We start from the raw sequence: 24776 nt of genomic DNA, 5'->3' as shown, positions 1-24776 counted from the left end.
GTCCGAGGGTTGTGAAGCTAAAACCACAGAAATACCCAAGAAAATGCCAGTCAATTTCTTAACTGACTGGCATTACCCCATCATGGGGCTTTTTTTATGGCAAGATAAGCCGTTTTCAGTTTCGTTTTTAAGGCCAATCAATAAACCAAATATTCGACAAGCTTATTTCTAGCCTAGGTCTACAAGGGGTAAAAGTAGACACGATTTTGCATACACCTGTGCTGCAAGCCGGACAAACACTACAAGGTGAAATCCATTTTCAGGGCGCTAGCAGCAACAAAAACATCAATGGCATTTATCTCAATTTGATGACTACTGCTGAAGTGGAAGCGGGAGACCATGAATCAAGCCATGCACTGTGTCTGGCACGCTGGCATGTGAGCGGCGCTTTTGAATTACAGGCGCATCAAGTGCAGCGTTTTCCATTTCAGCTTCAGCTGCCTTATGAAACGCCGATCACGGAAGTTGCCTGTCGCTATAATGCTACTCGGCTATGGCTGCATACCCATCTCGATGTGGATTGGGGACTGGATGCCAATGACCGTGACTATATTAAAGTGACTCCCACCCCAGCCATGAATGCCTTTTTACAGGCGATGCAACACTGTGGCTTTCAGTTACACAGTGTAGATGTGGAAAAAGGTCAACTCCGTGGACATCATTTCCACTCCACGCTGGGCTGTTACCAAGAACTGGAATTTAAACCCACCCAGTTCCTGAGCGGCATCAATGAAGTCGAAGTGTCTTTTGTCGCTCAGGCGGAACAGACGCATGTCTTGCTAGAAATTGACCGTAAGTTTCGTGGTGACCATTACCGTAGTCTGACCATCCCTCATCAGCACATTCACATTCCAAGTCTGATTGAGGACATTCAACGTCTATTACAACGTTAAAGAGTTTTACATCTTGGTCGGTTAGCCCTGACCAATATGCTGCAATAACTCGGCAAACTGTTGGATTCGTGCTTTCGGCTGAGCCTGATCAAGCTCAGCCTGTGAGCCATAACCATATTCCACCGCAATCGCCTCGATGCCATTTTTACGTGCACCCAAAATATCGTACTCACGATCACCAATCATCAAGCAATGTGCGGGTTGTAAAGCTTCCTGCTGCACAATGTACTCGATCAACTCGCCTTTATTGGTTCTTTCACCCGTGAGCTCACTGCCATAAATCTCGTTAAAAAATTCCGCAAGCTTGAAATATTCCAAAATCCGTTTGGCATATACCGTCGGTTTGGCCGTTGCCACAAACAGTTGATAGTCTCGCTGCTTTAAAGCTTCCAAAGTTTCTGCCACTGTCGGGTAAACTTCATTTTCGAACAGGCCGATCACAGAAAAACGCTCACGATAGGCCAACAATGCCTGCTCACCCAAATCATGATCCTCTGTATCCAGAAGCTTCATCAAGGAGGCTTTTAACGGCGGACCAATCGTCCAGTCGATATCTAGCTCAGGTGCCAGCGGGCGCCCAAGCTTGTCCATCGCATAGCGAATAGAAGTATGGATACCCAATTTGGGATCCGTCAATGTCCCATCAAGATCAATTAAAATATGTCGGAGATTTTCCACGAGTCTACCCAATCAAAATCCAATACAGCGCTGCGAAGCCACTTATCGCTGCCAAGAAAGTTGCCTATACTAACCCAATTTGCCTTTCAGGATGATGCCATGCGCCCAACCGTACTGTGTTTTTCCGGTCTTGACCCTTCAGGGGGAGCAGGCTTGCAAGCCGATATTGAAGCCATTGGGCAAAGTGGTGCCCATGCGGCGATTGCCTGTACTGCCCTGACCATCCAGAACTCGCAACAGGTCTTCGGTTTTGAAGCCACCTCACGTGAACTGCTGTTGGCTCAGGCGAATGCAGTGGTTCAGGATCTCCCGATCCGTTGTGTCAAATCCGGCATGCTGGGTACCACGGAGAATATTGCGGCATTGGTGGAGTTTTTAAAGCAGCATCCCGATTATTTATATGTATTGGACCCGGTTCTGGTTGCGAACAGTGGCGGAGCATTGGGCGATCAGGCCACACTGGTCGAAGCCTTTGCTGAACTGATTCCACTCGCCAGCCTGATTACCCCGAATACCGTCGAGTTACGGGCTTTGACGGGTGAAGAAGATCTCACGCGTGCTACCGAAAAACTATTTGCCATGGGCGCAAAGGCGGTACTGGTCAAAGGAGGGCATGAAGAGACACCTGACTATATTCGCAATGCGCTGTATATCGCCAGTGAACTGGTTTCTGAAACACGCTGCCCACGACTGGAAGGTGAATACCATGGCTCAGGTTGCTCACTGGCCAGTTTTATTGCCGGTCGGTTGGCTCAGGGAGATGGCTTGAAACAGGCAGTACAGCATGCTGAAACCTGGCTGTTTGGGGTACTGAAAAATGCCGAAACACCAGTAATGAACGGACAAAAAATCCCAAAACGCTTCTGAGCACCCTTCAGAGATTCAAAGCTATCCACTGGATCTAAGTCATCTTGAATCCTAGATCGATCTTGTCTTAGATTTTTAAATTTGGTGAATGGATTCAGTGGGTGATGGTTGGACACTTTTCACCTGCTTTAGATTTTGCACATGCAACCGATCAGTTTTCCAGGAGGGATCCAAGGCCTCTTTTTCGATGCGATAGCGGATCCGTTTCAGCTTCATTGGCCCCAACTCTTCCTGACCGAAGCTGCGCACATAATCCAGCCAGGCCTTACCCTGCACCACATTCGCAGGCATCGGGGTCTTAAAGCTGCTTTGCGGTGTAAATACCACCAGAGAGTGTAAATATTCTGCGTCCACAATATCCGCAAGAAGCTGTTCCAGCACTTTGAGATGTTTATAATTCTGATGCAGAGGATTCTGGAACTTGAAACTTTTTTTATGAAATTTTTGTGTCCAGGTTTTCTGACGTTCACTCCCAAAAATCCAGCCCTGATAATTCTTGCACTCAATAACAAAAATGCCATAGGGACTCAGTAAGATATGATCAATTTGCGTGGTTGCACCTTGCCCATCCGGCAAAGTGCAGTTTTCGAGCAAGTGATAAACATCCGGATCGAGATAGGTCTTGGCTTGCTGGCTCAACACAAATTCGCCCAGTTTCCCTTTAAATTTTGCAGAGGACAGATAAGCGGAAAGAAACAGTATCCCCAAAATCAACAGTATGTAAAAAAACCACATAACACCCTCATTATTTTAATTTATTGCTCTACTATAAATATCTTATTTTTATAAATCCAATTTTAATTTCAATTAGTTAAATTTATTCGATGATCTATTCGGTCAAAAATAAACACTGATATTGCATCTTATCCCAACACCGTCGATGCTTCTGCAATCAGCCCGCAAGATTTCCTTGATCTTCGTCCGACATGTAAGAACTGACTTAGAGCTTCGTACCAGATGCATTGCTAGGCTTGGTTTCAAGTTGCAGTAAATAGTGTTTTTTATCCAAACCGCCTGCAAAGCCAACCAGCTTACCATTAGCACCAATCACCCGATGACATGGTGCAATAATCGAGAGGGGATTCTGGCCATTTGCCGCACCGACTGCACGCATCGCTTGTGGATGCCCGATCTGTTGTGCGATTTGCAGATAACTCCGCGTCTCTCCATACGGAATCGTTAGCAGCGCCTGCCAGACCTTTTGCTGGAAAGGCGTTCCGGTAAAGGCAAGTGGCAAATCAAATTCACGGCGTTGCCCAGCAAAATATTCCTGCAACTGTTGCTGTGCAGTCAACAGAATTGGATGATCCGGTTGCAAACTCAACTCAACATGACGTAGCTGTTTGGGACTTTCATGTTCCCACAACACAGCCACCAGCGCCTGATCATGGGCCATCAGTTTCAGGGTTCCGACCGGAGAGTTCATTTGCATCAAGGCCAATCGCATTTATTTCTCCTAAATCCCTAAGTAGAAGACAATTTCATCAGTACCAAACCGGAAATAATCAGGACGGCGGCCAGCATACGCATCGCACTGGCGGGTTCCCCTAAAATAAAAATCCCGACCAGAAAAGAACCGACCGCACCTATTCCGGTCCAAATGGTATATGCCGTGCCAAGCGGCAAGGTCCGCATAGCATAGGCCAATAACACCACACTGAGCAGCATAAAAATGACGGTGATCACACTCGGAGTGAGTCGGGTGAAACCCTGTGAAAGTTTCATCGAATATGCCCAAACCACTTCAAAAATACCGGCAAAAATCAAGATGAGCCAAGCCATCACACCCTCCTCATTCAGTTTGAGTCAGGTCGTCCTGACGAATTGTCTTGATGTCACAAACATTGCCTGACATCAAGGGAGGTCGTTCCTCCACTATATTTTGTCCGATAAAAATCGCAGCCAAAGCAATACTCGGTTGCCTTGATTTAAAGATTATCCTAGCACAACAGAAAAGCGATTCATTGTTACGAATCGCTTTTCTGTAGACAAGGAAAGTGTTTACTGCCTCTTAAAACTTAAAGCGCAGACCTGCACCATAAAACCAGCTTTTTTCAGCATCGGTGGCTTGTTGCCATGGTGTGAACTGCTGCCCTTTGCTGTAGGCATAACCGACATCCACAAAGGGCATCAACTGTTTATTAATTTCATAGCGTGTTTCAAGGCCAACTTGTACGGAATTGAATCCGGTTTTTTGCGCATAGTTAGAATCATCACTCAACACAACATTCAGATCCAGATAAGGTTTTAAAATCAGCTTTTGCGTCAATAGCAAATCTCGTTCGGTTTCTAAACTCAATGCAATCTGCTGATCTTTACCCACCGTGAAATAGGCATCAGTTTCAAAAAAATAAGGGGCCAAACCATGAATACCGAACACGGCCTCATATTGATCTTGATCCGTGTGATGCTGGGGCTGATGTTGATAACGCACCCCAGCTTGAGCATCCCAAAAAGTAGAAATCATCCGGCTATACATGAGTTTGGCATCATATTCCGATGATTCGGAATCAGCTTTCTCTTGATGAATTTTGACCACTAACTTGTTTTCATCCGTCCCGATCCGAGTATCAAGTTCTGACTTCAACTGCCCCTGACCATCTTCGTTGCGCAGCCAGCGGCTTTCCGCAATCGTCCGTTGATAAATTTGCCCGCCATGCTGTTGTTGATGATCTTCATGTTCAGTCACATACGGCATACTGACAGGCATGGCCAGTGGCTGGGTTGGCATCGCGGTTGTCTCACGAGCATGATCTTGTTGCTCATGTTGATGCTCCATCTGTTGCTGTTCTTCAACCGGATCCGTCATATTCATTCCGGTCGCTACAGTCATTTCAGTCCCATGATGTGCCGTATGAGCGATGGTTTGTGCCAAAGTAGGTCCAGTGATCAGCAGCATTGAAGCCGTCAAGGTACAGCTGGATGCTAAATTAATGATGTGCATGTTGGTCTCCTTGTACGGCTGGCGCTGGAGCAATAGGATTTGCGTTCATCTGGCGTTCATTGACCTTGGCCACGATTAGCTTGTTCATCATCCCGGCGGACATGTGATACAGCAGATGACAGTGAATCGCCCATTCACCCAGCTCATCTGCAGTCAGTAAGGCACTGACCGTTTGGCCTGGTGGAACCACGATCGTATGTTTATTTGGCAAGTCTTGCAGCGGTTGACCATTTTCCAGCTGCATAAACATGCCATGTAAATGCATCGGATGCGCCATCATGCTGTCATTAATAAATTTCAAACGGATGCGTTCCCCATATGCCACTCGTAAGGGTTCGGCTTCATTGAATTTCTTGCCATTGATGGTCCAAATATAACGTTCCATATTGCCGCCCAAACGGATTTCCAGTTCACGTTCTGCCGGACGTGTATCAGTTTGTGGATGCAAGGCTTTTAGATCCTGATATTGCAAAGCCTTATGTCCGGCTGGTGTTGAGGCATTGGCCCAGCCTTCCACATTGGGTTGCGACGCTGTTAAGGTTTCTGCCGCAGAATGTTGAGCATGCTCGGAATGTTTTTGCATCTTATGCTGTTGCATCTGCTGCACCGGCATCTCATGGGGCATCGAATGCTGCATGGCGGCAGGTGGCATGTTCATCGGTTGCATCACCGTTGATGCATCAGGATGATGCTGTTGGTGCATGTTCATGTGAGCAGTATCTGACATCCCCGCATCCGCAGGAGGTTTCTCATGTGCAGCATCTGACTGGGCTGCATGTTGATGAGCATCCGTTGTAGCGGCGGCTGCAGCTTTTGGCTGTGAAGGTGAGGCATACTCATCATGATTAGCATGACCTTCATGTGCCATGCCCATATCCTGCAGGGTCAACAAGGCTCGCGGACGCGGTTGGGGTGGATGAATCCCATTGGCTAATGGAAGATTCTCATTATGCAAAGTGCCTACCGCAAAACCAGAACGATCAATCGATTCTGCTTCAATCTGATAATGTCCAGCTTGCGGCTCGACAATCACGTCATAGGTTTCAGCCGTGCCTATACGAAACTCATCCACTGATACCGGTTTAACCGGCTGTCCATCGGCACTGACCACGGTCATTTTCAGATTTGGAATCCGGACATCGAAAAACGACATCGCTGAGGCATTAATAAAACGCAAACGCAGTTTTTCGTTTGGTTTAAACAGCCCCGTCCAGTTTTGCTCAGGCGTTTTACCATTGATCAGGAAGGTATAGCCACTCACATCTGACAGGTCCGTACGCAACATGCGCATCTGATTCCACATAGAACGCTGTTGCCAAGTTGCCTTCAGTCCTTCCATCTTGACCTGACGCCAGACATCCGACAGGGTTTCACGACGATTTTGATAGTATTCCGGGTCTTTTTTCAGTTGCCGCATGATCTGATCACCACTGGAACGATGATCATCCGACAGCATCACCACATAATCGCGTTGGGTGGTTTCATGGGCAGCAAGAGGTTGATGACCACGTGGATAGATCACCAGTGGACCATATAAACCATCCTGTTCCTGTCCTTTGCTATGCGCGTGATACCAGTAGGTGCCTTGCTGACGAACTTTGAAGCGATACTCAAAATGTCCTTGTGGGGCAATCCCTTTAAACTGGTTAAATCCGGGTACACCATCCATAAGACCGGGCAGTAATATCCCATGCCAATGCACCGAGGAATCTTGCTGCTTCAGGCGGTTTTCGACGTGAATAACTGCTTCATCCCCTTCCTCAAACTCTAATAGAGGGGCCGGAAACTGGCCATTAACGGTGATTTTTTTCAGTGATTTTCCACCGACATTAACCTGCTGCTGGTCAATCACCAGATGATATTCTTTCACCGCGGCCATGACTTCAGGCGACAGGCAAAGTGAAACTCCCACAATCAAGGGGGCATAAATAAATTTGGACATGGCTTCAACTCTATTTTGAAAAAGATAAGGTTTTACAAAACAGGTTAAGCACTCGGGGGACGGAGAATTTCCTGCCAATAACCCGTCAAGTGCTGGGCTGGATCCTGCCTATAAGTACGACTTTCCTGAGGAGCATCCAAAAATGGACCACTCATAGGCAGATAATGCGGCAAACTGGAATTAAGGCTTTGACAGTGTAAAGATGAACAATCAGCACAAGGTATATGGCCAGACTGCTGGGTTGCCTGCTGCTGATGACAGTCGACTGATTTTACAGATGCAGCAGGCTCAGCATGAGTCATTGCCTGATGACACTTCATGTGACTGTGCGAATCTGTCACTGTTTTTTGTTCTGTACTGATATGAAACTTCTGGGTATCCATCGGCATCTCAACAGACGCTGCAAACACGCGACTCCACCCAATGAAAAAATCATCAGGTACAGTAACCAGCGTGGTCGAACTGTGATAGATGGCACGGGCAATTCCTAGTGATCAGAACGACAGAAAGAAATAGGAGCTATTGCCTGCAAGGATAAACAACTTTTGAATTATCCACAATTTCTATCCATGATACCGCTACAAAAATTAAACCGACTGGCCGACTTGGTATTAAGCTTTTAACTATTTTTTAAACAAAACTCTTCCAGACAAAAACAAATAAAATATTTTTATTTTTTAAGGATAAGAGATAAACAAAAAGGATGCTGTTTGCATCCTTTTTATACATTTTACGTCTATATAATAAACAATTGATATCTGATTGATTATTTTAACATCAGCTTATCCATAGCGTTATCAACACAGTTATCCATACGGTTATCTACAGACTTATCCACAATTTATACCCATCTATAGGGATAACCTGCTAAACCGAAACACTGCCCACTTTAGCCAGTTCAGCACGCATCTCATCAATTACGGCTTTATAGTCCGGTTTACCAAAGATTGCTGAACCTGCAACAAACATATCGGCTCCCGCTTCAGCAATTGCACGGATATTCGCTGGTCCAACTCCGCCATCCACTTCCAGACGGATATCACGACCCGATGCATCAATGATCTGGCGTGCCTGACGTAGTTTTTGCAATGTTGTTGGAATAAAACTTTGGCCCCCAAAACCCGGGTTGACGCTCATTAATAGCACTTGATCGACTTTGTCCAGGACATAGTCCAGATAATGCAATGGAGTCGCTGGATTAAACACTAGGCCCGCCTTTGCACCACCTGATTTGATCAGCTGTAAAGAACGGTCGATATGATCTGAAGCTTCCGGATGGAAGGTAATAATATCGGCACCCGCTTCCAGAAAATCACCAATCATGCGATCAACAGGAGACACCATCAAATGCACATCAATCGGTGCCTTGATGCCATATTTTTTCAGTGCCTTACACACACCCGCACCAAAAGTCAGGTTCGGTACGTAATGGTTATCCATCACATCAAAGTGCACGACATCCGCACCTGCGGCCAGAACTCGCTCAACATCTTCACCTAAACGGGCAAAATCGGCAGACAGAATCGACGGGGCGATCAAATAAGGCTGGGTCATAACATTTACCTGGCGAAATTCTCAAATTAGCCCGCAGTATAACAAACTCAAGCGGCTCGCAGGAAATACGCGGACAATACGGCAGCAATCCTCTTCTGAAACTCATCAAAATCGGGAATGGCTCTCATAGGCACCCCAAGAGGTGAGCTATAAACTGGCTAAATTAAAATGAATGCAGCAGGTATGAGCAAACTGAATAAATTACGAGATATAAATTTTCAGTAAAAAATACGCTAAAGGCTCGGCTTAAAGGTTTGAAGCGATAGCTGATTAGCAACTACAGAATGAATATTAAAAATCGGTATCAACAGATCACGAGATGCGGATGGGATAACTGCCAGAAAATAGCGTGATTGAGCATGTTGGTGGGTATCGCGGGTCACCCGGTACAATATAAGCACATAAAAAAGGGATCTTTCGATCCCTTTTGAGTTTATGGCATCAGCTGCGCAGCGTGAAACTGCAGGTGATCATCGATAAAACTTTGAATAAAGTAATAACCATGATCATAACCCGCATGTTGGCGTAGTATCAGCTTTTGTCCCACCTGATGGCAGGCTTGTTGTAATGCTTCAGGCTGTAACTGGTGATAAAACTGATCATCCAGCCCCTGGTCCACCAGAATTTCCTCAAACAGTGCTCCTTTGTCCAACACCAACTGTACCGCATCATGTTGGGACCAACATTTACGGTCTTCGCCTAAATAATGGCTGAAAGCTTTCTCGCCCCATGCACAGGCACTAGCTGCACAGATCGGTGCAAATGCAGAAACTGACTTAAACTTTTCTGGGTATTTAAAAGCCAGCGTCAATGCGCCGTGCCCGCCCATGGAGTGACCAAAAATCCCGATTCGCTGTGGCTGTACCGGGAAATATTGTAAAATGCTCGCATACAGTTCTTCAGCAATAAAACTTTCCATCTGATAATGCTCAGCCCAAGGCTGTTGGGTCGCATTGATGTAAAATCCTGCACCCTGCCCTAAATCCCAGTGATCCCCCTGGGCAACCTGGTCTCCTCGCGGAGAGGTATCTGGAGTGATCAGAATCAGGCCAAGCTGCGCTGCGAGGCGTTGGGCATGTGCTTTGATGGCAAAAGTTTCTTCGGTACAGGTCAGACCCGCCAGATAAAACAGAGCCGCACAATGTTTACCTGCTAAAGCTTGGGGTGGCAAATAGATCCCCACACGGGTTAAACCCTGCAAGGATTTCGATGCGAACTGATAAATCCGTTGCTCACCCTCAAAACAGCAATTTTTTTGTAGAAGTTCCATGTGCTGACCCTCAATGGTTATTATGGTGCCGATTTTAGTTCGTCTGCTGTGCCTTGTGCTAAATGGCTTGGTGGAAATAGGGCTTGTTCAAATTGTGGCAGCATTAATTCCATGTTTTTACCCATCACCCATTGCGGCTGGGATGCATCAAAACCTTGGGCTTTTTCCCACTGCTGCACTGTCGCTTTGGCCTGCTGAAAAGTCTCCTGCATACTGTTCTGTTCACGCATGGCCTGATCAAAGAAAGCACGACCGAAATAAGTATAGTCAGCTTCATTATTACAGCCAAAAGACTGCCTGTCGGCAGCAGAGGCCGTAATCACCAAGGTATTGTCTGACTGCAGTGCCGGGATAAAACTGCCGGAAAAACAAGAAGAAATCACAATGACACGCCAACGAATCCCGGCACGGTCCAAGGCTTCACGCAACCATTTCGGATCGATCTGCTTTAAATCAAGCGGTGCATTTTCAATTTCGAATTGATTCTTCAAACCATGTGAGGTCATATACAGAAACAAAATGTCACTTTCTCGATTCATCTGCTGGCCAATGCGCTGCAATGCCAGTTCCAGACTCGTACGCGAAGCAATCGGCAATTCAGTTTCTGTTGCTGGATTGTTCACCAACGCAATTGAACGTCCCAAAGTGCCAAATCGGGTATCAAACTGTTCTTTAATCCGCAGCACTTCCGACTTGAAAACATCCTGATAACTCGCACCAGCCACGCCCACAAAATACCAGTGGGTTTTGGCAAATTCACCCAATTGAATTTGTTCCAAGGCTTTATTTAACAATTGTGGCTGGGCATACAAGGCCGCTTCAGTAAAGCTAGGCGGTATTTCTTCTACTTTCCAGATCGGTTGACTGGTGACTGACATCTGCCAGACCACCAAAGTAAACCAGGTCGCCCCAATAATCAGCGCACGCTCCCACCAAGGCCAGTGCAGTTCACGCGCGAACACCCAAACCACGGCTAGACTTTGCCAGACAAACAGCACCATAAACAGCGTTGGCATGAAGTCATACAGGACATACGGTAAATAGTCCAGATTACCCAGATACTGGATCAGACTTTGCAGCAAGGCAATATGGGTATCCAAGACCAGCCAAAGCAAGGCTGGAACCAGCATTAAACGTGGATTATTAGTTCGTTGTGACAGGAAAATTCCGACAATCAAGGCCAGAAAAGGCCATAGCGCATAACTGACCAAGCCTTGCGAGTTAAAAATCCCCCCTTCACCGGCAATCAGCCAACTGAAGAGTGAGTTGGCCAGTCCACCCAAAATTCCCCAGAAAATCAGCTGGAGAATCGAAGGTCGAACAATCTGCAAGGAACGCCTCGACCCGAGAAATAACCACATCCCGGCAGTCTGGTTACTTTTAAAATCATGCCAAAAATTAATGGAGGGTTTCAGGTCGATCATAGAATCTTCGAATGTAGTGTGTCTGAATCAACAACACACTAAGTTTATGCTTGCGTGCGCATTTAGCAATGCCGGTTTTTAACTATATAACAAATCTTTGCCCAATAATGAAGCAGTTATCAGATCAAGGTCTAACTTCATTCTGGAAATAGGCATCAAAGCGGCAAGCATCGCCTTGCCATTGATGATCAGGCGGCGTATCCGCCAGAAAAACGGCCAACCGTGGACGCTTGACCACCACACGTTTCGCAACCTGACGCGCCAGATCAAGCAGATGATCGCCCAGATCCATTTCACCCTCTTCAGGCAACAATAAATGTAGCAACTGCATCTGTTTTTTGACTTGGGCCTGTTTTTTAGCTGCTTTCTGGTTTTGGTCACGCTGTGGAAACATCGGATCCAGATACACAACATCAACGTAATGCTGTTGTACCGCTTGCTCAACTAAATAGCCAGCAGAATCGGCAAAGACCAGCTCAATGCGTTCAACAATAGGTTGTAAAAAGGCATCTACTGCAGCTTGGCGTTTTGCCTCTTGCAACAACACAAATAAGATCGGATGACGTTCAACCAGCGTAACTTGTGCACCCAAGCGAGCCATCAGCAGACTGTCATGTCCCAAACCCGCCGTGGCATCAATCAGACTGGGCTGTTCACTTAACTGGCAAGCCCGGGCAATCATTTCCGATTTAATACTGGCACGCTTTAGGCGAGGAATCTCGGCACACCAGTCAGGCTGCATTTTCATGCCCTGTGCCGTCAGGCTTAAGCCATCCTGATCCAACACCAGTGCCAGCTCTGGATGCTGACGTAAGAACCGTGCATTGATCGTCTCAACTGGCTGGCTACTCAGTTCAACACCCAAGGCTGCCAGACGTGCTTGTAAGGCCTGACACTCCGCTTGATATTCCGGACTAAACCAACAGTGAAAGTGTGTTACCAATGCACCCAACCTGTGCCCCACGTAATCAAGATAAACAAACCAAAAACAATACGATAGTAAGCAAATGCCGTAAAATCATGCTTGGAAACATAACGAATCAACGCACGGATCACCAGTAAAGCCGAGATAAAGGCCACTACAATACCCACCGCTAACACGGCCATATCATTGCTGTGCAGGTCATCACGCATCTTGTACATGTCCAGCAGGCCTGCACCCATCAACACCGGAATACCGAGGAAGAAAGAAAACTCCGCAGCGGCTTTACGTGACACGCCCAAAAATAATGAACCAATGATGGTCGAGCCCGAACGTGATGTTCCCGGAATCAGCGCCAAACACTGAATCAAGCCGATAAGGGTCGCCTGTTTAAAGGTTAAATCATCCACTTCCAGACAGGTGGTACGGTGTGCACGGCGCTCTGCCCACAAAATAATAAAACCACCGACGATTAAGGCAATCGCAACCGTCACGGCATTAAACAAATAGGCCTTGATGGTATCACCGACGGTGAGACCCAACACCACAATTGGAATACTGGCAATAATCAAGTTGATACTTAAACGACGGCCTTGTTCCTGGCCTGTAAATGCACCAATCAATGCCCCCCATAACTTGCCCCAATATTCATAAATTACTGCGGCGATCGCACCAATCTGTACAGCCACAGCAAACATATCGCGCTTTTCTGGTGTCCAGAAGTCGAGGAGCTGACCTGCGAGGATCAAGTGACCGGTACTAGAAATAGGCAGGAACTCTGTAATCCCCTCGACCAATCCCATAATGGCTGCCTTGAGCAGCAGTAAAATATCCATTGTAAAGTCCTAGTTATGATTTGCCTTGTTCTGGAATTTTTTTCCAAGCATTGTCACGCAAATACACCGGCAATGCCTGCTCTGCACCGACCCAGTCTGCTTGCAGAGCCCGCTGATGGGCAATGCTTGCAATATCTTGGGCGCTGGCAGCGAGAGTCTGATATGTAGTTGCTTGCGCTTGAACCAGTGCCGCACCTGAGCCTACCAGAGTAAAGTGAGCGTTGTGTTGTGCTTGTGCGTAATCCAGTAATTGTTCTTGATCAACTGGTTGCATAATGTGCTGCGCATCCAGACGGAAGCTGGCCATATAAACTTCCTGCATACGCGCATCAAGTACAGCGGTGACTTCGGTCAACTGATGCTGACGATAAGCGGCCTGGGCCAAAGCCTGTAAAGTCGAGACCGGGATTACCGGCAGATCATGCGCCCAAGCCAGCGCCTGTGTCACTGCAGCATTGATCCGCACACCACTAAAGGAACCAGGCCCGCGGCTAAAGGCGATTGCCGTCAAATCTGCAGCAGCAAGATTCGCTTGCTGCAAGCCCTGTTCAATCATGGGCAAAATGGTTTGGGTTTGTGCTTTCGCGCGCTCATCCAACTGAAAAAAGAGCGTTTGCGTGTCATCTACAATAGAAACGGAACACTGCTCATTCGCAGTTTCCAACGCCAGCAATTTCATGCACAACCTTGACTAAAAAGTGAATTAAAAACGCGAGATATCATACTCTACTCATGCCGACTGCGCGAGATTTTCCGGCACAAGATACAAAAATGCCAAGTAAAACAACTTGGCATTTTTAATGAAGAGATCAAAGAAATTACTCAAGCTGGCAGGCTTCGAGCTGCTTAAATTTTTCAAAATGACTGGCATAATGCAATGCACTAGCGGTCAGATTAGCTACCCCCTGCTCATCTAAGGTTTTGACAATTTTACCCGGTGATCCCATCACAACAGAATTATCCGGAATGACTTTGCCTTCCGGAATCAGGGCATTGGCGCCAATAATGCAATTTTTACCAATCACTGCATGGTTCAACACCACAGCATTAATTCCGATCAGCGAATTATCTCCGATGGTACAGCCATGCAGCATGGCTTGATGTCCAATCGTGACATAATTGCCAATCTGCATTTCAATGCCCGCATCGGTATGCAGCACGGCGTTTTCCTGCACATTGGTATAGTCACCCAAACGGATACGGCAATTATCCCCACGAATCACGGCACCAAACCAGACACTAACCTTTCGCCCCAGCTCCACCTGACCAATCACGGTGGCATTATCGGCAATCCAACCATCAAAAGGTGGACACAAGGCTTTCGGTGCATGTCCCTGAAATTTATACATCATGTGGTGATCCTGTTAACTTGCCTCGATATTGGTGGAATTCAATAAAAATGGCCATTCTTTCTGATAGTCCAGTCCATACTTGAACAAGCTCATCAGCATCCTAGCAGTCAATCCCCAGACAATCTCATTTTCCACTCTAAGACTCGGAAAATAAAGTAATTGTTCAGCATACTGCACAGCATGAGGAATGGTGGGTGCCTGCATCAGATGTTGCAGCGAGGCAAAAAAGATCCGGTCAATTTCACTTGGTTGTGGCACTAACTCCACTTCGGGTGGAATCAATCCAACTACCGGTTTCACCAGCATGCCATTGCGTGCACGCTGCATCGGCAGATCACCAATCAGCTGTACATCAAAAGGATTCAGTGCGATTTCTTCATGCGCTTCACGCAGTGCCACAGCGGCATTGCTGGTATCCTCAGGATCACGCTTGCCTCCTGGAAAGGAAACCTCACCCGGATGGTTTTTCAGATAGGCAGAACGGCGGGTCAACACAACACGAGGATCAGCTTCGTCAGTAATCGCGATCAGAACGGCCGCCTGTGCTTCCTGCACACGCTGGGAGAAACGTAAACGCTGCTGCAAACGCTGGGTTAAAGGCTGATCCTGCATATCTTCCTCAGGGCGAAACTGCTGTGTTTTTCATCATATCCGAAATTTTCATACAACGTACACAAATGATGTCAAAGTCCAAATTTTCAGTTATGCTGAGGCATCTTCCGGATTGATGATGAATATGAACTTTTGCGTAATTTGTGGACATCAAACAACAGAACAGATTCCGTTAGGTGACCATCAGGTGCGCCGTGTTTGTACACAATGTGGGCATATTCATTACGAAAATCCGAAAGTCATCTGTGGTGCACTCGCAGTCTGGGAAAACAAAGTGTTACTCTGCCGTCGCGCCATTGAACCGCGTTATGGCCTATGGACCTTACCCGCAGGCTACATGGAACTGTTTGAAACCATGGAGCAAGGCGCTGCCCGGGAAACCCGTGAAGAAGCCGAAGCCGAGATTGATATCGAACAATTGTACTGTATGTACAATATCCCCCGTATCGGGCAAATTTATGTGCTGTTCAAGGCACAATTGAAAGATGGTAGCTTTGGGGCCGGTGAGGAAACCATCGAGAGCCGTCTATTCAGCGAAGAAGAAATTCCATGGGCTGATCTGGCTTTCCCGAGTGTAGAGCAGACCCTGCGCCATTATTTTGCTGACCGTCAGCAGCAGCATTTCCCGGTACATCTGGAAACTCTGGGTTCGCGTTTAGATCATACGGGTTAGTTAAATAGACTGATCCCCAAAGCCACTCCTCGAAGTGGCTTTTTTGTGTGTTTTTGAGTGTGTAAATTGAGTTAGCCATTGATTATGCAAACCGCTGAGATTCGCCTCATTTGGCAGAGTATAGTAAACTGCCTTTCCACTTCTGATATGTTCGTGTTATGCCTGATCTGACCGTGATAAAAAGACCACTGCATTTGCAACAGACTGAAATCGCATCACTTTTGTTGCACCTGAACTCCCTGACCGGACTGGTATTTTTACAAGATCAGCAACATCCTGTGATTGGTTTCTTGCCTCAGGCTTATCTCCAGGTTCAAAATGGCCAAAGCCATTTTATGCAACGCGATGAGCAACTGGGCTATCAGGCACAAGAACAAACCATTGATTGTACCGATTTCATTGCATTTGACCCTACACTGGAACATGCCGATGCAGGTTTCCAAGGGGGCATGATCGGTTTCGTGAGCTATGACTTCGCAGCACAACAGCAGATCCAGAATCAAAGCAAAGAGCAGCCTGCTTTATATTTTGGCCGTTATCATTCCTATCTAAAACTGGAGCAGGGTCAATGGTATTTTTACAGTGATGAAGTACAAGCTGAACAACTGTGGCAACTGATTAATCATCTGCTCATACAGCCCTTAAGGACAGAAGCGGATTTTCAGTTAACCCAACCCTGTCAGGCACGCTGGTCACGGCAAGACTATCAACGCGCCTTTACCCAAGTACAAGACTATATCCGCGCCGGTGACTGTTACCAGATCAACCTGACTCAGGAATTTACCGGTATCGCACAAGGTGAGCTTCTAGCCACCGCAGAGCAATTCTGGCAACTGACCAATGCGCCATACGCGGGCTATTTAAAGCTGGACGGATTTGAACTGCTCAGCTGCTCGCCGGAACTGTTTATTGATTTTCAGGCCAAGCGACGGATGAGTACCCGCCCAATCAAGGGCACCATGCCACGCCATGCCGATCCTCAACAGGATGAACAATCACGCCAGCAACTTGCAGCTTCACAAAAAGATCAGGCCGAAAACGTCATGATTGTGGATTTACTGCGTAATGACCTCAGCGTCTATGCGGAAAATGGCAGTGTCAAAACCCCAATCCTGTTCGAAATTGAAAGCTTCAATCAGGTGCATCATATGGTGAGTGAGGTCACCGCCATTCTGAAGCCCGAAGTGAATCCCATCGAGATGCTGCTCTCAGCCCTACCCGGTGGCTCCATTACTGGCGCACCCAAAATCCGGGCCATGCAAATTATTGAGGAACTCGAAGGTGCACCACGCGGTGCCTATTGTGGCTCGATAGGTTATTTTAATTTTGATGGAACCGGTCGCTGGAATATCCTGATCCGCAGCATCCAGAAATATCAGGATCAGATCTCATTATGGGCGGGAGGTGGCATCACCATCGCGTCTGACAGTGATGCCGAATATCAGGAATGTTTCGACAAAGTCTCTGCCATGTTGAATTTGCTCAACAGCTGGCAGAAAAGCTAAACCGCGTTATTTCACCAGAATCTGATTTTTTAAGGTATCGACCAGACGGGCATTTTGCTCATCCGTACCAATGGTAATCCGCAGGTACTGATCAATACGCGGCTTATTGAAATAACGTACGATAATGCCCTGCTCGCGTAGCTGACTCGCCAACTGAGCGGCATCACGTTGCGGATGCGTGGCAAAAATGAAGTTCGCTTTTGATGGCAACACGTTAAAACCTAATTGCTCAAGATCTGCAACCAGCGTTTCACGGCTAGCGATCACTTTCTGGCACTGCTGCTCAAAATAGGCTTGATCTTCAAACGAAGCGACTGCTGCTGCAATGGCAAAACGGTCAATCGGGTAAGAGTTAAAGCTGTTTTTCACTGCTTCCAATGCAGCAATCAGATGCGGTTGGGCAATGGCAAAGCCGACACGCAAACCCGCCAGAGAACGTGATTTCGATGTGGTTTGACACACCACCAAGTTTTCATACTTGCTCACCAAGCTGACTGCCGATTCCGCACCGAAATCCACATAGGCTTCATCAATCAACACCACCGAGTCTGGATTGGCTTGCAGGATCTCTTCAATCGCATCCAGCCCCAAAGCGATACTGGTAGGCGCATTTGGATTAGTGATGATAATGCCACCGTTTGGACGCTTATAGTCCTCCGGCACGATTTCAAACTGTTCATTCAGCGGTAACTGGACGGCCTGAATACCAAAAAACTGGCTATACACCGGATAAAAACTGTAAGTAATGTCTGGATAAAGCAACGGTGCCTCTTGCACAAAAAAGGCTTTAAAAATATGCGCCAGTACTTCATCCGAACCATTGCCCACAAACACCTGTGTCACATCCACACCCTGCTGCTGGGCAATCGCCTGTTTTAACGCGGTTGCATCCGGATCAGGATACAGACGCAAAGCATCGGCCTGATTCAGCAACACCTGCTGTACCGCTTCCACCACTTTTGGTGAAGGAGGATAGGGATTTTCATTGGTATTAAGTTTTAATAAATTCTGGATTTTTGGCTGTTCACCCGGGACATAAGGTTCCAACTCACGTACGGCTGGACTCCAAAAACGCATCTGTTCTGCTGTAATAGTCATCTTTAAAATCTCAAATCTGGTCTGAAAAAAGGGCTGAAATTTCAGCCCAATCTTATAAGTTTCAAGGCTTACTGATAGCGATAGCGTGCTGAGCGTGCATGGGCATCCAGATTTTCCTGTACCGCCAAAACATCCGCCGTTTTCGCCAAGGTTTTTACTCCCTGCTCAGAACAGAAGATCAAACTAGAACGCTTCTGGAAATCATAGACACCAAGCGGTGAGGAAAAACGTGCGGTGCCGGAAGTTGGCAGAACGTGGTTTGGTCCCGCACAGTAATCGCCAATTGCTTCCGGGGTAAAACGCCCCATGAAAATTGCGCCCGCATGGCGAATCTGTTCCGCCATTTCCTGTGCTTCATCCAGGCTCAGTTCCAAGTGCTCCGGTGCTACCTGATTGATCAGATCAATCGCTTCCTGACGGTCTTTGACCAGTACCAGAGCACCACGATTGGCAATTGAAGTTCGTGCAATCTCCGCTTTTGGCAATTCGCTTAGGTGTTGCTCGATCGCTTGCTCCACTGCGTTCAGCAAAGCTTCATCCGGGGTAATAAAAATCGCTTGCGCCACAGTATCATGCTCAGCTTGCGACAACACATCCATCGCCAGCCATTCAGCATTATTCTCGCCTTCGGCATACACCAGAATTTCGGAGGGGCCGGCAATCATATCAATGCCCACCTGACCAAATACCGCACGTTTTGCAGCCGCGACAAAACGGTTGCCCGGTCCGGTAATTTTGTCTACAGCTGGAATGGTTTGTGTGCCATAGGCCAAAGCAGCCACAGCCTGTGCGCCACCAATGGTAAAAACGCGATGTACACCGGCTAGATAAGCGGCAGCCAAAACCAATGGATTCAGTTCCCCATTCGGTGCCGGCACGACCATAATAATTTCTTGCACACCTGCGACCTGTGCCGGAATCGCATTCATCAGCACAGAGGATGGATAAGAGGCCAAACCGCCCGGCACATAAATTCCGACACGATCCAGTGGTGTGACTTTTTGGCCTAAGGTATTGCCCAACTCGTCCACATAGGTCCAACCATCCTGCTTTTGTGCCTGGTGGAAACTACGGATCCGGTTAGCCGCCAATTGCAAGGCTTCATGCACATCAGGAGCTAAGCCTTCAAACGCCGCCTTCAGTTGTGCCTGGGTCAATTCAAGTTCAGAGAATTGATGCGCGGGATGTCGATCAAACTGCTGTGTCAGTTTTAACACATGATCATCACCGTACTGACGCACGTCAGCAATGATTTGATCTACAGTTTTTAACAATTCAGGATCACTGACTGTCTCAAAAGCCAACAAGTCAGCAAAAACCTGTTGGAAGTTTTGATCTTGAGTCGATAAACGTCGCATCAATTTACCTACAAGGTGAAATGAGAAAATCAAAGTTTACCTTGTTTTGCCAATTTTGTCGGCCTCTATGCAGCATCTATTGCATGACTTTAATGGGAAATGACACTTTTCTAGATAGGAAAAATCGAGGGATGAATGAGATGATTCATATAGCCATAAAAAAACCGCCGAAGTCGGCGGTTTTTCAAGATCAAAGCCCATTATTTTTGAGCCTGACGCTCAGCCACAGCTTTTTCTAACTGCTCAATGATCGGATTCAACAAGGCTTGCTTACGCTTAAAACTGGCCTTATTCACAATCAGACGTGAAGAGACTTTGCAGATTTCTTCCAATGGTTCAAGACCATTGGCACGCAAGGTATTTCCTGTATCCACCACATCAACAATATAGTCACCCAAACCGACCAGTGGTGCCAGTTCCATCGAACCATACAGCTTGATCACGTCCACCTGTTCACCAAGGCTAGCATAATACTGACGGGTCAAATTGACATATTTTGTGGCAATTTTTAAACGGCCTTTTGGACGTTGCATGCCAACTTTTCCGGCGGTCATTAAACGGCAGTTGGCAATTTTAAGATCCAGTGGTTCATAGACGTTTTGTGCACCGTGTTCCATCAGTACATCTTTCCCGGCTACGCCTAGATCTGCTGCACCATTTTCTACATAGGTCGGCACATCCGACGCACGTAAAATCAGGATACGCACCTGCTTATGCGTCGTTGGGAAAATCAGCTTGCGCGATTTATCCGGATCTTCCAGCAGATTAATGCCCGCGGTTTCAAGTAAAGGTAACGTTTCTTTTAAGATACGTCCCTTACTTAAAGCCAAAGTTAAACCATGATCAAAGTTACCCATCACATCAAAGTTGGGATCATCGTTTCTCATGTCACTCATGCATGTACTCGCTCAATTTGGGCACCGAGGCCTTGTAATTTTGCTTCCACATCTTCATAACCGCGGTCAATGTGGTAAATCCGGTCAATCAGGGTCTCACCCTCAGCAGCCAATGCAGCCAAGACCAGTGAAAAAGAAGCACGTAAGTCCGTGGCCATCACTGGTGCAGCAGACAACCGCTCCACCCCAGTGACAACAGCGTCATTGCCATCAACCTGAATATTAGCCCCCATACGAGAGAGTTCAGGTACGTGCATAAAGCGGTTTTCAAAAATGGTTTCTGAAATTGTTGCAAAGCCACGACCAATAGCATTGACTGCCATCAACTGGGCTTGCATATCCGTTGGGAAATCTGGATGCGGCAGCGTGCGGAAACTCACGGCTTTCGGGCGCTTGCCCTGCATATCCAGCTCGATCCAATCCTCACCACGGGTCACTTCTGCGCCCATTTCTTCGAATTTATCGAGCACGGATTCTAATAAAGCAGGATCGGTATGCGTAGTTTTGACACGACCACCCGTGATCGCAGCTGCAGCCAGATAGGAACCGGTTTCAATACGGTCTGCGACAACGGCATATTCACAGCCATGTAAAGATTCAACACCGGTCACCACGAGGGTATCGGTATCTAAACCTTCAATTTTTGCACCCATCTTGATCAGTAGCTTGGCCAGATCAGTAATTTCAGGTTCACGGGCAGCATTACGGATCGTCGTGACACCCTCGGCCAATGCAGCAGCCATCAGGATATTTTCTGTCCCGCCCACTGTGACCATATCAAAAACGACTTCACCACCTTTTAAGCGGCCATCGACTTTGGCATTCACATAACCATTTTCGACTTCAATTTGTGCACCTAATGCTTCAAGTGCCTTTAAGTGTTGATCGACTGGTCGTGAACCAATTGCACAACCACCCGGTAACGATACTTTCGCCGAACCATAACGGGCAACCAGTGGACCTAAGACCAAGATTGAGGCACGCATGGTTTTGACTAACTCATAAGGTGCAAACTGGTTATCTAAAGTCGATGTATCGGCTTTAACCGTATCCCCTTCATAACTGATTTTCACGCCCAAACCGGCAATCAATTTTACTAAGGTATTAACGTCTTTTAAATTGGGTACATTGGTCAGGGTAATCGGCGAATCTGCAAGGATGGTCGCGGCCAATAAAGGCAGTGCTGCGTTTTTCGCACCGGAAATCCGCACTTCTCCATCGAGCTTAACACCACCCTTAATTAAAAATTTATCCATTGAAATATTAAGCTCCGAAAAGACTTGCTTTACGCCATTCTTCTTTGGTCATTGCACGGATGGTCACAGCATGCACCTCGCCACTGGCGATATAGGAATTTAATGGTGCATAAACAGCTTGTTGACGTGCGACAGGACGTTTTCCTTCAAACAAATCATCTACAATTCGAAGATCAAACTTTCCCGCTTGTCCACTCACAGCAACTTCAGCTTCAGGAAAAGCAGCTTGTAAAATTTGAGTGAGCTGTTCACTATTCATTGCAAAGACCTCTTATAGGACCAACGGTGTAAAAACCGGTTATTTTACTATATCTAAAAAAAATAAATCATTAACTGCACAAGTTTTATGTATAAAAAAAGAGGTCATTGCAACCTCTTTTTCACTCAGACACGTTGAACGGGATCTTTATACTGCCAAAATCTGGTGGTCACACTGCATCTTACGGTGTTTGTGCAGCTGTCTTTTCAGCTTTTCGGTCAATTTTTTTATTGATGTATACATATCATCCGCATTGGCCTGAGCAAACAGTTCAATCCCCGGCAAGCGCACGATCGCTTCAGCGATATGATTGGCACTGCCTTTACGCGTTCGCTGATTGATCTGATGATCTTTCGTTAATTTCACCTGCATACTGTTGACTTGATCCAGGTGCTTAGTCATTTGGGCAAATTTACAACGAATATTATCTTCGATTGCTGGAGTGATAGTTAAATGATGTCCACGAATGACTATTTGCATAATTCTATCCTCACCTTCTCATTATTAAGGATATTGGGTCAGCGCAAAAATGATCCGAAGTCAGAACCTAGTCTTCTGTATGACATTCATTTCATCATTTTTGCGACTCCCCATGTAAATAAAATTTTCATTACTTGGTCATAATGAGTCTATAAAATAATCACACTTAAAATTTCAGATCAATACTTTTCTTTCAGAAGACGATGGAATATGTAACGACTCACGATATTTCGCAACCGTTCTTCGTGCCACATCAATGCCTTCTTCTTTCAGCAAATTGGCAATCACATTATCCGACAAAGGCTTACGTGGATTTTCATTGGCAATCAGTTTTTTAATCATCGCACGAATGGCAGTTGAAGAAGCTTCCCCTCCCGATGTGGTACCAACATGACTGGAAAAGAAATATTTCAATTCAAATAGACCACGTGGTGTCAGCATATATTTATTGGTGGTCACACGTGAGACGGTAGACTCATGTAATTCAACCTCCTCAGCTACATCACGCAGCACCAGAGGTTTCATCGCTTCCGGTCCCAATTCAAGAAATGCTTTCTGATGTTCAACAATACAGGTCGCAACCTTTAATAGGGTCTTATGTCGCTCATCAATGCTTTTAATAAAATTCTTAGCTTCCAGCAAATGATTGCGTAAATACTGGTTTTCATCACTCTGATCAGCTCGACGGATCATATTGGCATAAAAACTATTTACCCGCAGTTTAGGCACAACATCTGGGTTGAGCTGAACTTGCCATTTGTCATTTTTTTTGGCGACTACAACATCCGGAATCTGGTAATCCGACTCCTGGACATTAAATTCCATTCCCGGATAGGGTTTCAGTGTTTTTAAAAGCTCAATAGCCTCTTTGACTTGTGACATTGATAAGCCACTCTGTTTCAGAAGCTTATTCAGATCATTCGCAACCAATAACTCATAATAATTTAATAGCATCAGTGCATTATCACGCAACTGACTTTGAATCACTGATTGCTCCAACTGGATTTTCAAACACTCTGCCAAATTGCGTGATCCAATCCCCACCGGATCAAGATGCTGGATATGCTTTAAAACCACCAGAACTTCTGAGTCTTCCACCTCATCTTCATAGCCCGCATCAGCTAATAAATGCTGCACGGAAGCCGTAATTTCAGCAATTTCAGCATCTAAAAAGCCTTTATCATCTAGAGCATCGATTAAACAATATGCAACTAGCTGATCGACCTGAGAAAGATGTAATAAGTTAATTTGTTCAAGTAGATGTTCTTTTAATCCCACATGACCGTGACGATTATCTTCACGTTCTTCATACTCGGGCATTGCCAAAGCTGTGGGTTGATGGGTATAAACATCATCCCAATCCGTATCCACGGGCAGATCATCAGGAAGATGATCAGCATTCAACTCTTGAGTAAGGTCATGAGTTTCAAGTTCTTGCTCTGTATTCGGCAGAATTTCAGTACTATTAATTTCTTCAACTTTTTCCAGCAACGGATTACTGTCTAATTGAATTTGAATTTCTTGTTCTAGTTCCAAACTCGACAACTGTAGCAATCGAATGGCCTGTTGCAATTGAGGCGTCAATGACAACGTATTTGCAACTTTAAGTCCCACCGAAAGCTTCATACTCGTTCTGTTCCTTCATTTAATTCATGTTTTATAAAGCAAATTCTATGCCGATTATGCAGAATTTGTAAAAATATTAAATATCATATAAAGGAAAGAACTGACAATAGATTTTTACTATAAGTCTTAAAAAGAAATAGCGCTTTAAATTCTAAGCTTTTTTTGCGAATCTACCGTAGAATCAAAGTACTTTCCTGGTCTAAAAACCCTTTATTTATTATGTATTTATTTTTATTTTAGCAACTCAAAATATTCTAATTCAGCTTTTCACCCGGCAAAGAAAAAACCCCCACCATACAATCATGGCGGGGGTTTTTAGAATAATGAGCTG

At 46.1% G+C, this 24776-nt stretch carries 26 protein-coding genes; 4 read left to right on the top strand and 22 right to left on the bottom strand.

The window, feature by feature from the left end:
- The first annotated feature begins 149 nt into the window (after positions 1 to 149).
- On the top strand, positions 150 to 893 hold the full coding sequence (locus tag PAE54_RS10735) for a sporulation protein (protein ID WP_326519435.1): 744 nt from the start codon (positions 150 to 152) through the stop codon (positions 891 to 893).
- Positions 894 to 914: 21 nt separating this feature from the next.
- Here PAE54_RS10735 and PAE54_RS10730 read toward each other — a convergent pair whose 3' ends face one another.
- The gene (locus PAE54_RS10730; RefSeq protein WP_326519432.1) at positions 915 to 1571 is read right to left on the bottom strand and encodes an HAD-IA family hydrolase; all 657 of its coding nucleotides are present in this window, start codon (positions 1569 to 1571) and stop codon (positions 915 to 917) included.
- A 99-nt stretch (positions 1572 to 1670) separates the two neighbouring features.
- Here PAE54_RS10730 and PAE54_RS10725 point away from each other — a divergent pair, with 99 nt between their 5' ends.
- Complete coding sequence (locus PAE54_RS10725; protein ID WP_326519431.1) at positions 1671 to 2438, top strand: hydroxymethylpyrimidine/phosphomethylpyrimidine kinase; 768 nt, start codon at positions 1671 to 1673, stop codon at positions 2436 to 2438.
- A gap of 75 nt (positions 2439 to 2513) precedes the next feature.
- Here the strand turns inward: PAE54_RS10725 and PAE54_RS10720 are convergent, their stop codons facing one another.
- The 14 genes from PAE54_RS10720 to PAE54_RS10655 all read right to left on the bottom strand — a co-directional run bounded on the left by PAE54_RS10720 (position 2514) and on the right by PAE54_RS10655 (position 15294).
- Positions 2514 to 3173, bottom strand: a complete 660-nt coding sequence (locus PAE54_RS10720) for a nuclease-related domain-containing protein (RefSeq protein WP_326519430.1) — start codon at positions 3171 to 3173, stop codon at positions 2514 to 2516.
- A 205-nt stretch (positions 3174 to 3378) separates the two neighbouring features.
- Positions 3379 to 3885, bottom strand: a complete 507-nt coding sequence (locus PAE54_RS10715) for a methylated-DNA--[protein]-cysteine S-methyltransferase (RefSeq protein ID WP_326519429.1) — start codon at positions 3883 to 3885, stop codon at positions 3379 to 3381.
- A 17-nt stretch (positions 3886 to 3902) separates the two neighbouring features.
- Positions 3903 to 4220 (bottom strand): quaternary ammonium compound efflux SMR transporter SugE, encoded by a 318-nt coding sequence (gene sugE / locus PAE54_RS10710; RefSeq protein ID WP_326519428.1) that lies wholly within the window; start codon positions 4218 to 4220, stop codon positions 3903 to 3905.
- A gap of 229 nt (positions 4221 to 4449) precedes the next feature.
- Entirely contained in the window at positions 4450 to 5382 is a 933-nt protein-coding gene (locus PAE54_RS10705) for a copper resistance protein B (RefSeq protein ID WP_326519427.1), read from the bottom strand.
- Complete coding sequence (locus PAE54_RS10700; protein ID WP_326519426.1) at positions 5369 to 7324, bottom strand: copper resistance system multicopper oxidase; 1956 nt, start codon at positions 7322 to 7324, stop codon at positions 5369 to 5371. Before PAE54_RS10700 ends, PAE54_RS10705 begins: the two co-directional genes overlap by 14 nt.
- A 44-nt stretch (positions 7325 to 7368) precedes the next feature.
- The gene (locus PAE54_RS10695; protein WP_326519425.1) at positions 7369 to 7734 is read right to left on the bottom strand and encodes a hypothetical protein; all 366 of its coding nucleotides are present in this window, start codon (positions 7732 to 7734) and stop codon (positions 7369 to 7371) included.
- A 457-nt stretch (positions 7735 to 8191) separates the two neighbouring features.
- On the bottom strand, positions 8192 to 8878 hold the full coding sequence (gene rpe, locus PAE54_RS10690; protein ID WP_273778562.1) for a ribulose-phosphate 3-epimerase: 687 nt from the start codon (positions 8876 to 8878) through the stop codon (positions 8192 to 8194).
- Positions 8879 to 9311: 433 nt separating this feature from the next.
- Entirely contained in the window at positions 9312 to 10148 is an 837-nt protein-coding gene (gene fghA, locus PAE54_RS10685; RefSeq protein WP_326519424.1) for an S-formylglutathione hydrolase, read from the bottom strand.
- A 20-nt stretch (positions 10149 to 10168) separates the two neighbouring features.
- Positions 10169 to 11572, bottom strand: a complete 1404-nt coding sequence (locus PAE54_RS10680) for a C13 family peptidase (RefSeq protein ID WP_326519423.1) — start codon at positions 11570 to 11572, stop codon at positions 10169 to 10171.
- A gap of 124 nt (positions 11573 to 11696) precedes the next feature.
- A complete protein-coding gene (locus PAE54_RS10675) occupies positions 11697 to 12515 on the bottom strand; it encodes a class I SAM-dependent methyltransferase (protein WP_326519434.1) in 819 nt (272 codons plus the stop codon).
- Positions 12509 to 13330 carry an undecaprenyl-diphosphate phosphatase gene (locus tag PAE54_RS10670; RefSeq protein ID WP_273778558.1) on the bottom strand — a complete coding sequence of 274 codons (822 nt, stop codon included), beginning with the start codon at positions 13328 to 13330 and terminating at the stop codon, positions 12509 to 12511. Before PAE54_RS10670 ends, PAE54_RS10675 begins: the two co-directional genes overlap by 7 nt.
- A gap of 13 nt (positions 13331 to 13343) precedes the next feature.
- Complete coding sequence (gene tsaB / locus PAE54_RS10665) at positions 13344 to 14009, bottom strand: tRNA (adenosine(37)-N6)-threonylcarbamoyltransferase complex dimerization subunit type 1 TsaB (protein ID WP_326519422.1); 666 nt, start codon at positions 14007 to 14009, stop codon at positions 13344 to 13346.
- A gap of 139 nt (positions 14010 to 14148) precedes the next feature.
- Positions 14149 to 14682: a gamma carbonic anhydrase family protein gene (locus tag PAE54_RS10660; protein ID WP_326519421.1), complete on the bottom strand. Its 534-nt coding sequence runs from the start codon at positions 14680 to 14682 to the stop codon at positions 14149 to 14151.
- Positions 14683 to 14694: 12 nt separating this feature from the next.
- Positions 14695 to 15294 (bottom strand): NUDIX hydrolase, encoded by a 600-nt coding sequence (locus tag PAE54_RS10655; protein WP_326519420.1) that lies wholly within the window; start codon positions 15292 to 15294, stop codon positions 14695 to 14697.
- Between the two features lie 124 nt (positions 15295 to 15418).
- Between PAE54_RS10655 and PAE54_RS10650 the strand changes: the two genes are divergently transcribed.
- Positions 15419 to 15967 carry an NUDIX hydrolase gene (locus tag PAE54_RS10650; RefSeq protein WP_326519419.1) on the top strand — a complete coding sequence of 183 codons (549 nt, stop codon included), beginning with the start codon at positions 15419 to 15421 and terminating at the stop codon, positions 15965 to 15967.
- A gap of 167 nt (positions 15968 to 16134) precedes the next feature.
- Entirely contained in the window at positions 16135 to 17472 is a 1338-nt protein-coding gene (pabB, locus tag PAE54_RS10645) for an aminodeoxychorismate synthase component I (RefSeq protein ID WP_326519433.1), read from the top strand.
- A gap of 6 nt (positions 17473 to 17478) precedes the next feature.
- On the opposite strand, the gene hisC is transcribed toward pabB, so the two are convergent.
- The 7 genes from hisC to PAE54_RS10610 all read right to left on the bottom strand — a co-directional run bounded on the left by hisC (position 17479) and on the right by PAE54_RS10610 (position 24445).
- Positions 17479 to 18570 carry a histidinol-phosphate transaminase gene (hisC, locus tag PAE54_RS10640; RefSeq protein ID WP_326519418.1) on the bottom strand — a complete coding sequence of 364 codons (1092 nt, stop codon included), beginning with the start codon at positions 18568 to 18570 and terminating at the stop codon, positions 17479 to 17481.
- Positions 18571 to 18638: 68 nt separating this feature from the next.
- Complete coding sequence (gene hisD, locus PAE54_RS10635) at positions 18639 to 19928, bottom strand: histidinol dehydrogenase (protein WP_326519417.1); 1290 nt, start codon at positions 19926 to 19928, stop codon at positions 18639 to 18641.
- Positions 19929 to 20128: 200 nt separating this feature from the next.
- On the bottom strand, positions 20129 to 20824 hold the full coding sequence (gene hisG / locus PAE54_RS10630; protein WP_326519416.1) for an ATP phosphoribosyltransferase: 696 nt from the start codon (positions 20822 to 20824) through the stop codon (positions 20129 to 20131).
- Positions 20821 to 22080 carry a UDP-N-acetylglucosamine 1-carboxyvinyltransferase gene (gene murA / locus PAE54_RS10625; RefSeq protein WP_273778550.1) on the bottom strand — a complete coding sequence of 420 codons (1260 nt, stop codon included), beginning with the start codon at positions 22078 to 22080 and terminating at the stop codon, positions 20821 to 20823. Before murA ends, hisG begins: the two co-directional genes overlap by 4 nt.
- A gap of 7 nt (positions 22081 to 22087) precedes the next feature.
- Positions 22088 to 22339 (bottom strand): BolA family iron metabolism protein IbaG, encoded by a 252-nt coding sequence (gene ibaG, locus PAE54_RS10620; protein ID WP_273778549.1) that lies wholly within the window; start codon positions 22337 to 22339, stop codon positions 22088 to 22090.
- Between the two features lie 147 nt (positions 22340 to 22486).
- Positions 22487 to 22819 (bottom strand): ribosome hibernation-promoting factor, HPF/YfiA family, encoded by a 333-nt coding sequence (hpf, locus tag PAE54_RS10615; protein WP_273778548.1) that lies wholly within the window; start codon positions 22817 to 22819, stop codon positions 22487 to 22489.
- A gap of 174 nt (positions 22820 to 22993) precedes the next feature.
- Complete coding sequence (locus PAE54_RS10610; RefSeq protein ID WP_326519415.1) at positions 22994 to 24445, bottom strand: RNA polymerase factor sigma-54; 1452 nt, start codon at positions 24443 to 24445, stop codon at positions 22994 to 22996.
- Positions 24446 to 24776 lie beyond the last annotated feature (331 nt).

The sequence above is a fragment of the Acinetobacter minutum genome (genome assembly GCF_035916735.1).
Classification (GTDB): domain Bacteria; phylum Pseudomonadota; class Gammaproteobacteria; order Pseudomonadales; family Moraxellaceae; genus Acinetobacter.
This window is presented reverse-complemented; position numbering and strand designations above follow the sequence as displayed.

What these genes read in the sequence shown, in the direction of transcription:
- PAE54_RS10725 (WP_326519431.1), top strand. Translation starts at nt 1,671, where the DNA reads ATGCGCCCAACCGTACTGTGTTTTTCCGGTCTTGACCCTTCAGGGGGA.
- PAE54_RS10720 (WP_326519430.1), bottom strand. Translation starts at nt 3,173, where the DNA reads ATGTGGTTTTTTTACATACTGTTGATTTTGGGGATACTGTTTCTTTCC.
- PAE54_RS10715 (WP_326519429.1), bottom strand. Translation starts at nt 3,885, where the DNA reads ATGCGATTGGCCTTGATGCAAATGAACTCTCCGGTCGGAACCCTGAAA.
- sugE (WP_326519428.1), bottom strand. Translation starts at nt 4,220, where the DNA reads ATGGCTTGGCTCATCTTGATTTTTGCCGGTATTTTTGAAGTGGTTTGG.
- PAE54_RS10705 (WP_326519427.1), bottom strand. Translation starts at nt 5,382, where the DNA reads ATGCACATCATTAATTTAGCATCCAGCTGTACCTTGACGGCTTCAATG.
- PAE54_RS10700 (WP_326519426.1), bottom strand. Translation starts at nt 7,324, where the DNA reads ATGTCCAAATTTATTTATGCCCCCTTGATTGTGGGAGTTTCACTTTGC.
- rpe (WP_273778562.1), bottom strand. Translation starts at nt 8,878, where the DNA reads ATGACCCAGCCTTATTTGATCGCCCCGTCGATTCTGTCTGCCGATTTT.
- fghA (WP_326519424.1), bottom strand. Translation starts at nt 10,148, where the DNA reads ATGGAACTTCTACAAAAAAATTGCTGTTTTGAGGGTGAGCAACGGATT.
- PAE54_RS10680 (WP_326519423.1), bottom strand. Translation starts at nt 11,572, where the DNA reads ATGATCGACCTGAAACCCTCCATTAATTTTTGGCATGATTTTAAAAGT.
- PAE54_RS10670 (WP_273778558.1), bottom strand. Translation starts at nt 13,330, where the DNA reads ATGGATATTTTACTGCTGCTCAAGGCAGCCATTATGGGATTGGTCGAG.
- tsaB (WP_326519422.1), bottom strand. Translation starts at nt 14,009, where the DNA reads ATGAAATTGCTGGCGTTGGAAACTGCGAATGAGCAGTGTTCCGTTTCT.
- PAE54_RS10660 (WP_326519421.1), bottom strand. Translation starts at nt 14,682, where the DNA reads ATGATGTATAAATTTCAGGGACATGCACCGAAAGCCTTGTGTCCACCT.
- PAE54_RS10655 (WP_326519420.1), bottom strand. Translation starts at nt 15,294, where the DNA reads ATGCAGGATCAGCCTTTAACCCAGCGTTTGCAGCAGCGTTTACGTTTC.
- PAE54_RS10650 (WP_326519419.1), top strand. Translation starts at nt 15,419, where the DNA reads ATGAACTTTTGCGTAATTTGTGGACATCAAACAACAGAACAGATTCCG.
- hisC (WP_326519418.1), bottom strand. Translation starts at nt 18,570, where the DNA reads ATGACTATTACAGCAGAACAGATGCGTTTTTGGAGTCCAGCCGTACGT.
- hisD (WP_326519417.1), bottom strand. Translation starts at nt 19,928, where the DNA reads ATGCGACGTTTATCGACTCAAGATCAAAACTTCCAACAGGTTTTTGCT.
- hisG (WP_326519416.1), bottom strand. Translation starts at nt 20,824, where the DNA reads ATGAGTGACATGAGAAACGATGATCCCAACTTTGATGTGATGGGTAAC.
- murA (WP_273778550.1), bottom strand. Translation starts at nt 22,080, where the DNA reads ATGGATAAATTTTTAATTAAGGGTGGTGTTAAGCTCGATGGAGAAGTG.
- ibaG (WP_273778549.1), bottom strand. Translation starts at nt 22,339, where the DNA reads ATGAATAGTGAACAGCTCACTCAAATTTTACAAGCTGCTTTTCCTGAA.
- hpf (WP_273778548.1), bottom strand. Translation starts at nt 22,819, where the DNA reads ATGCAAATAGTCATTCGTGGACATCATTTAACTATCACTCCAGCAATC.
- PAE54_RS10610 (WP_326519415.1), bottom strand. Translation starts at nt 24,445, where the DNA reads ATGAAGCTTTCGGTGGGACTTAAAGTTGCAAATACGTTGTCATTGACG.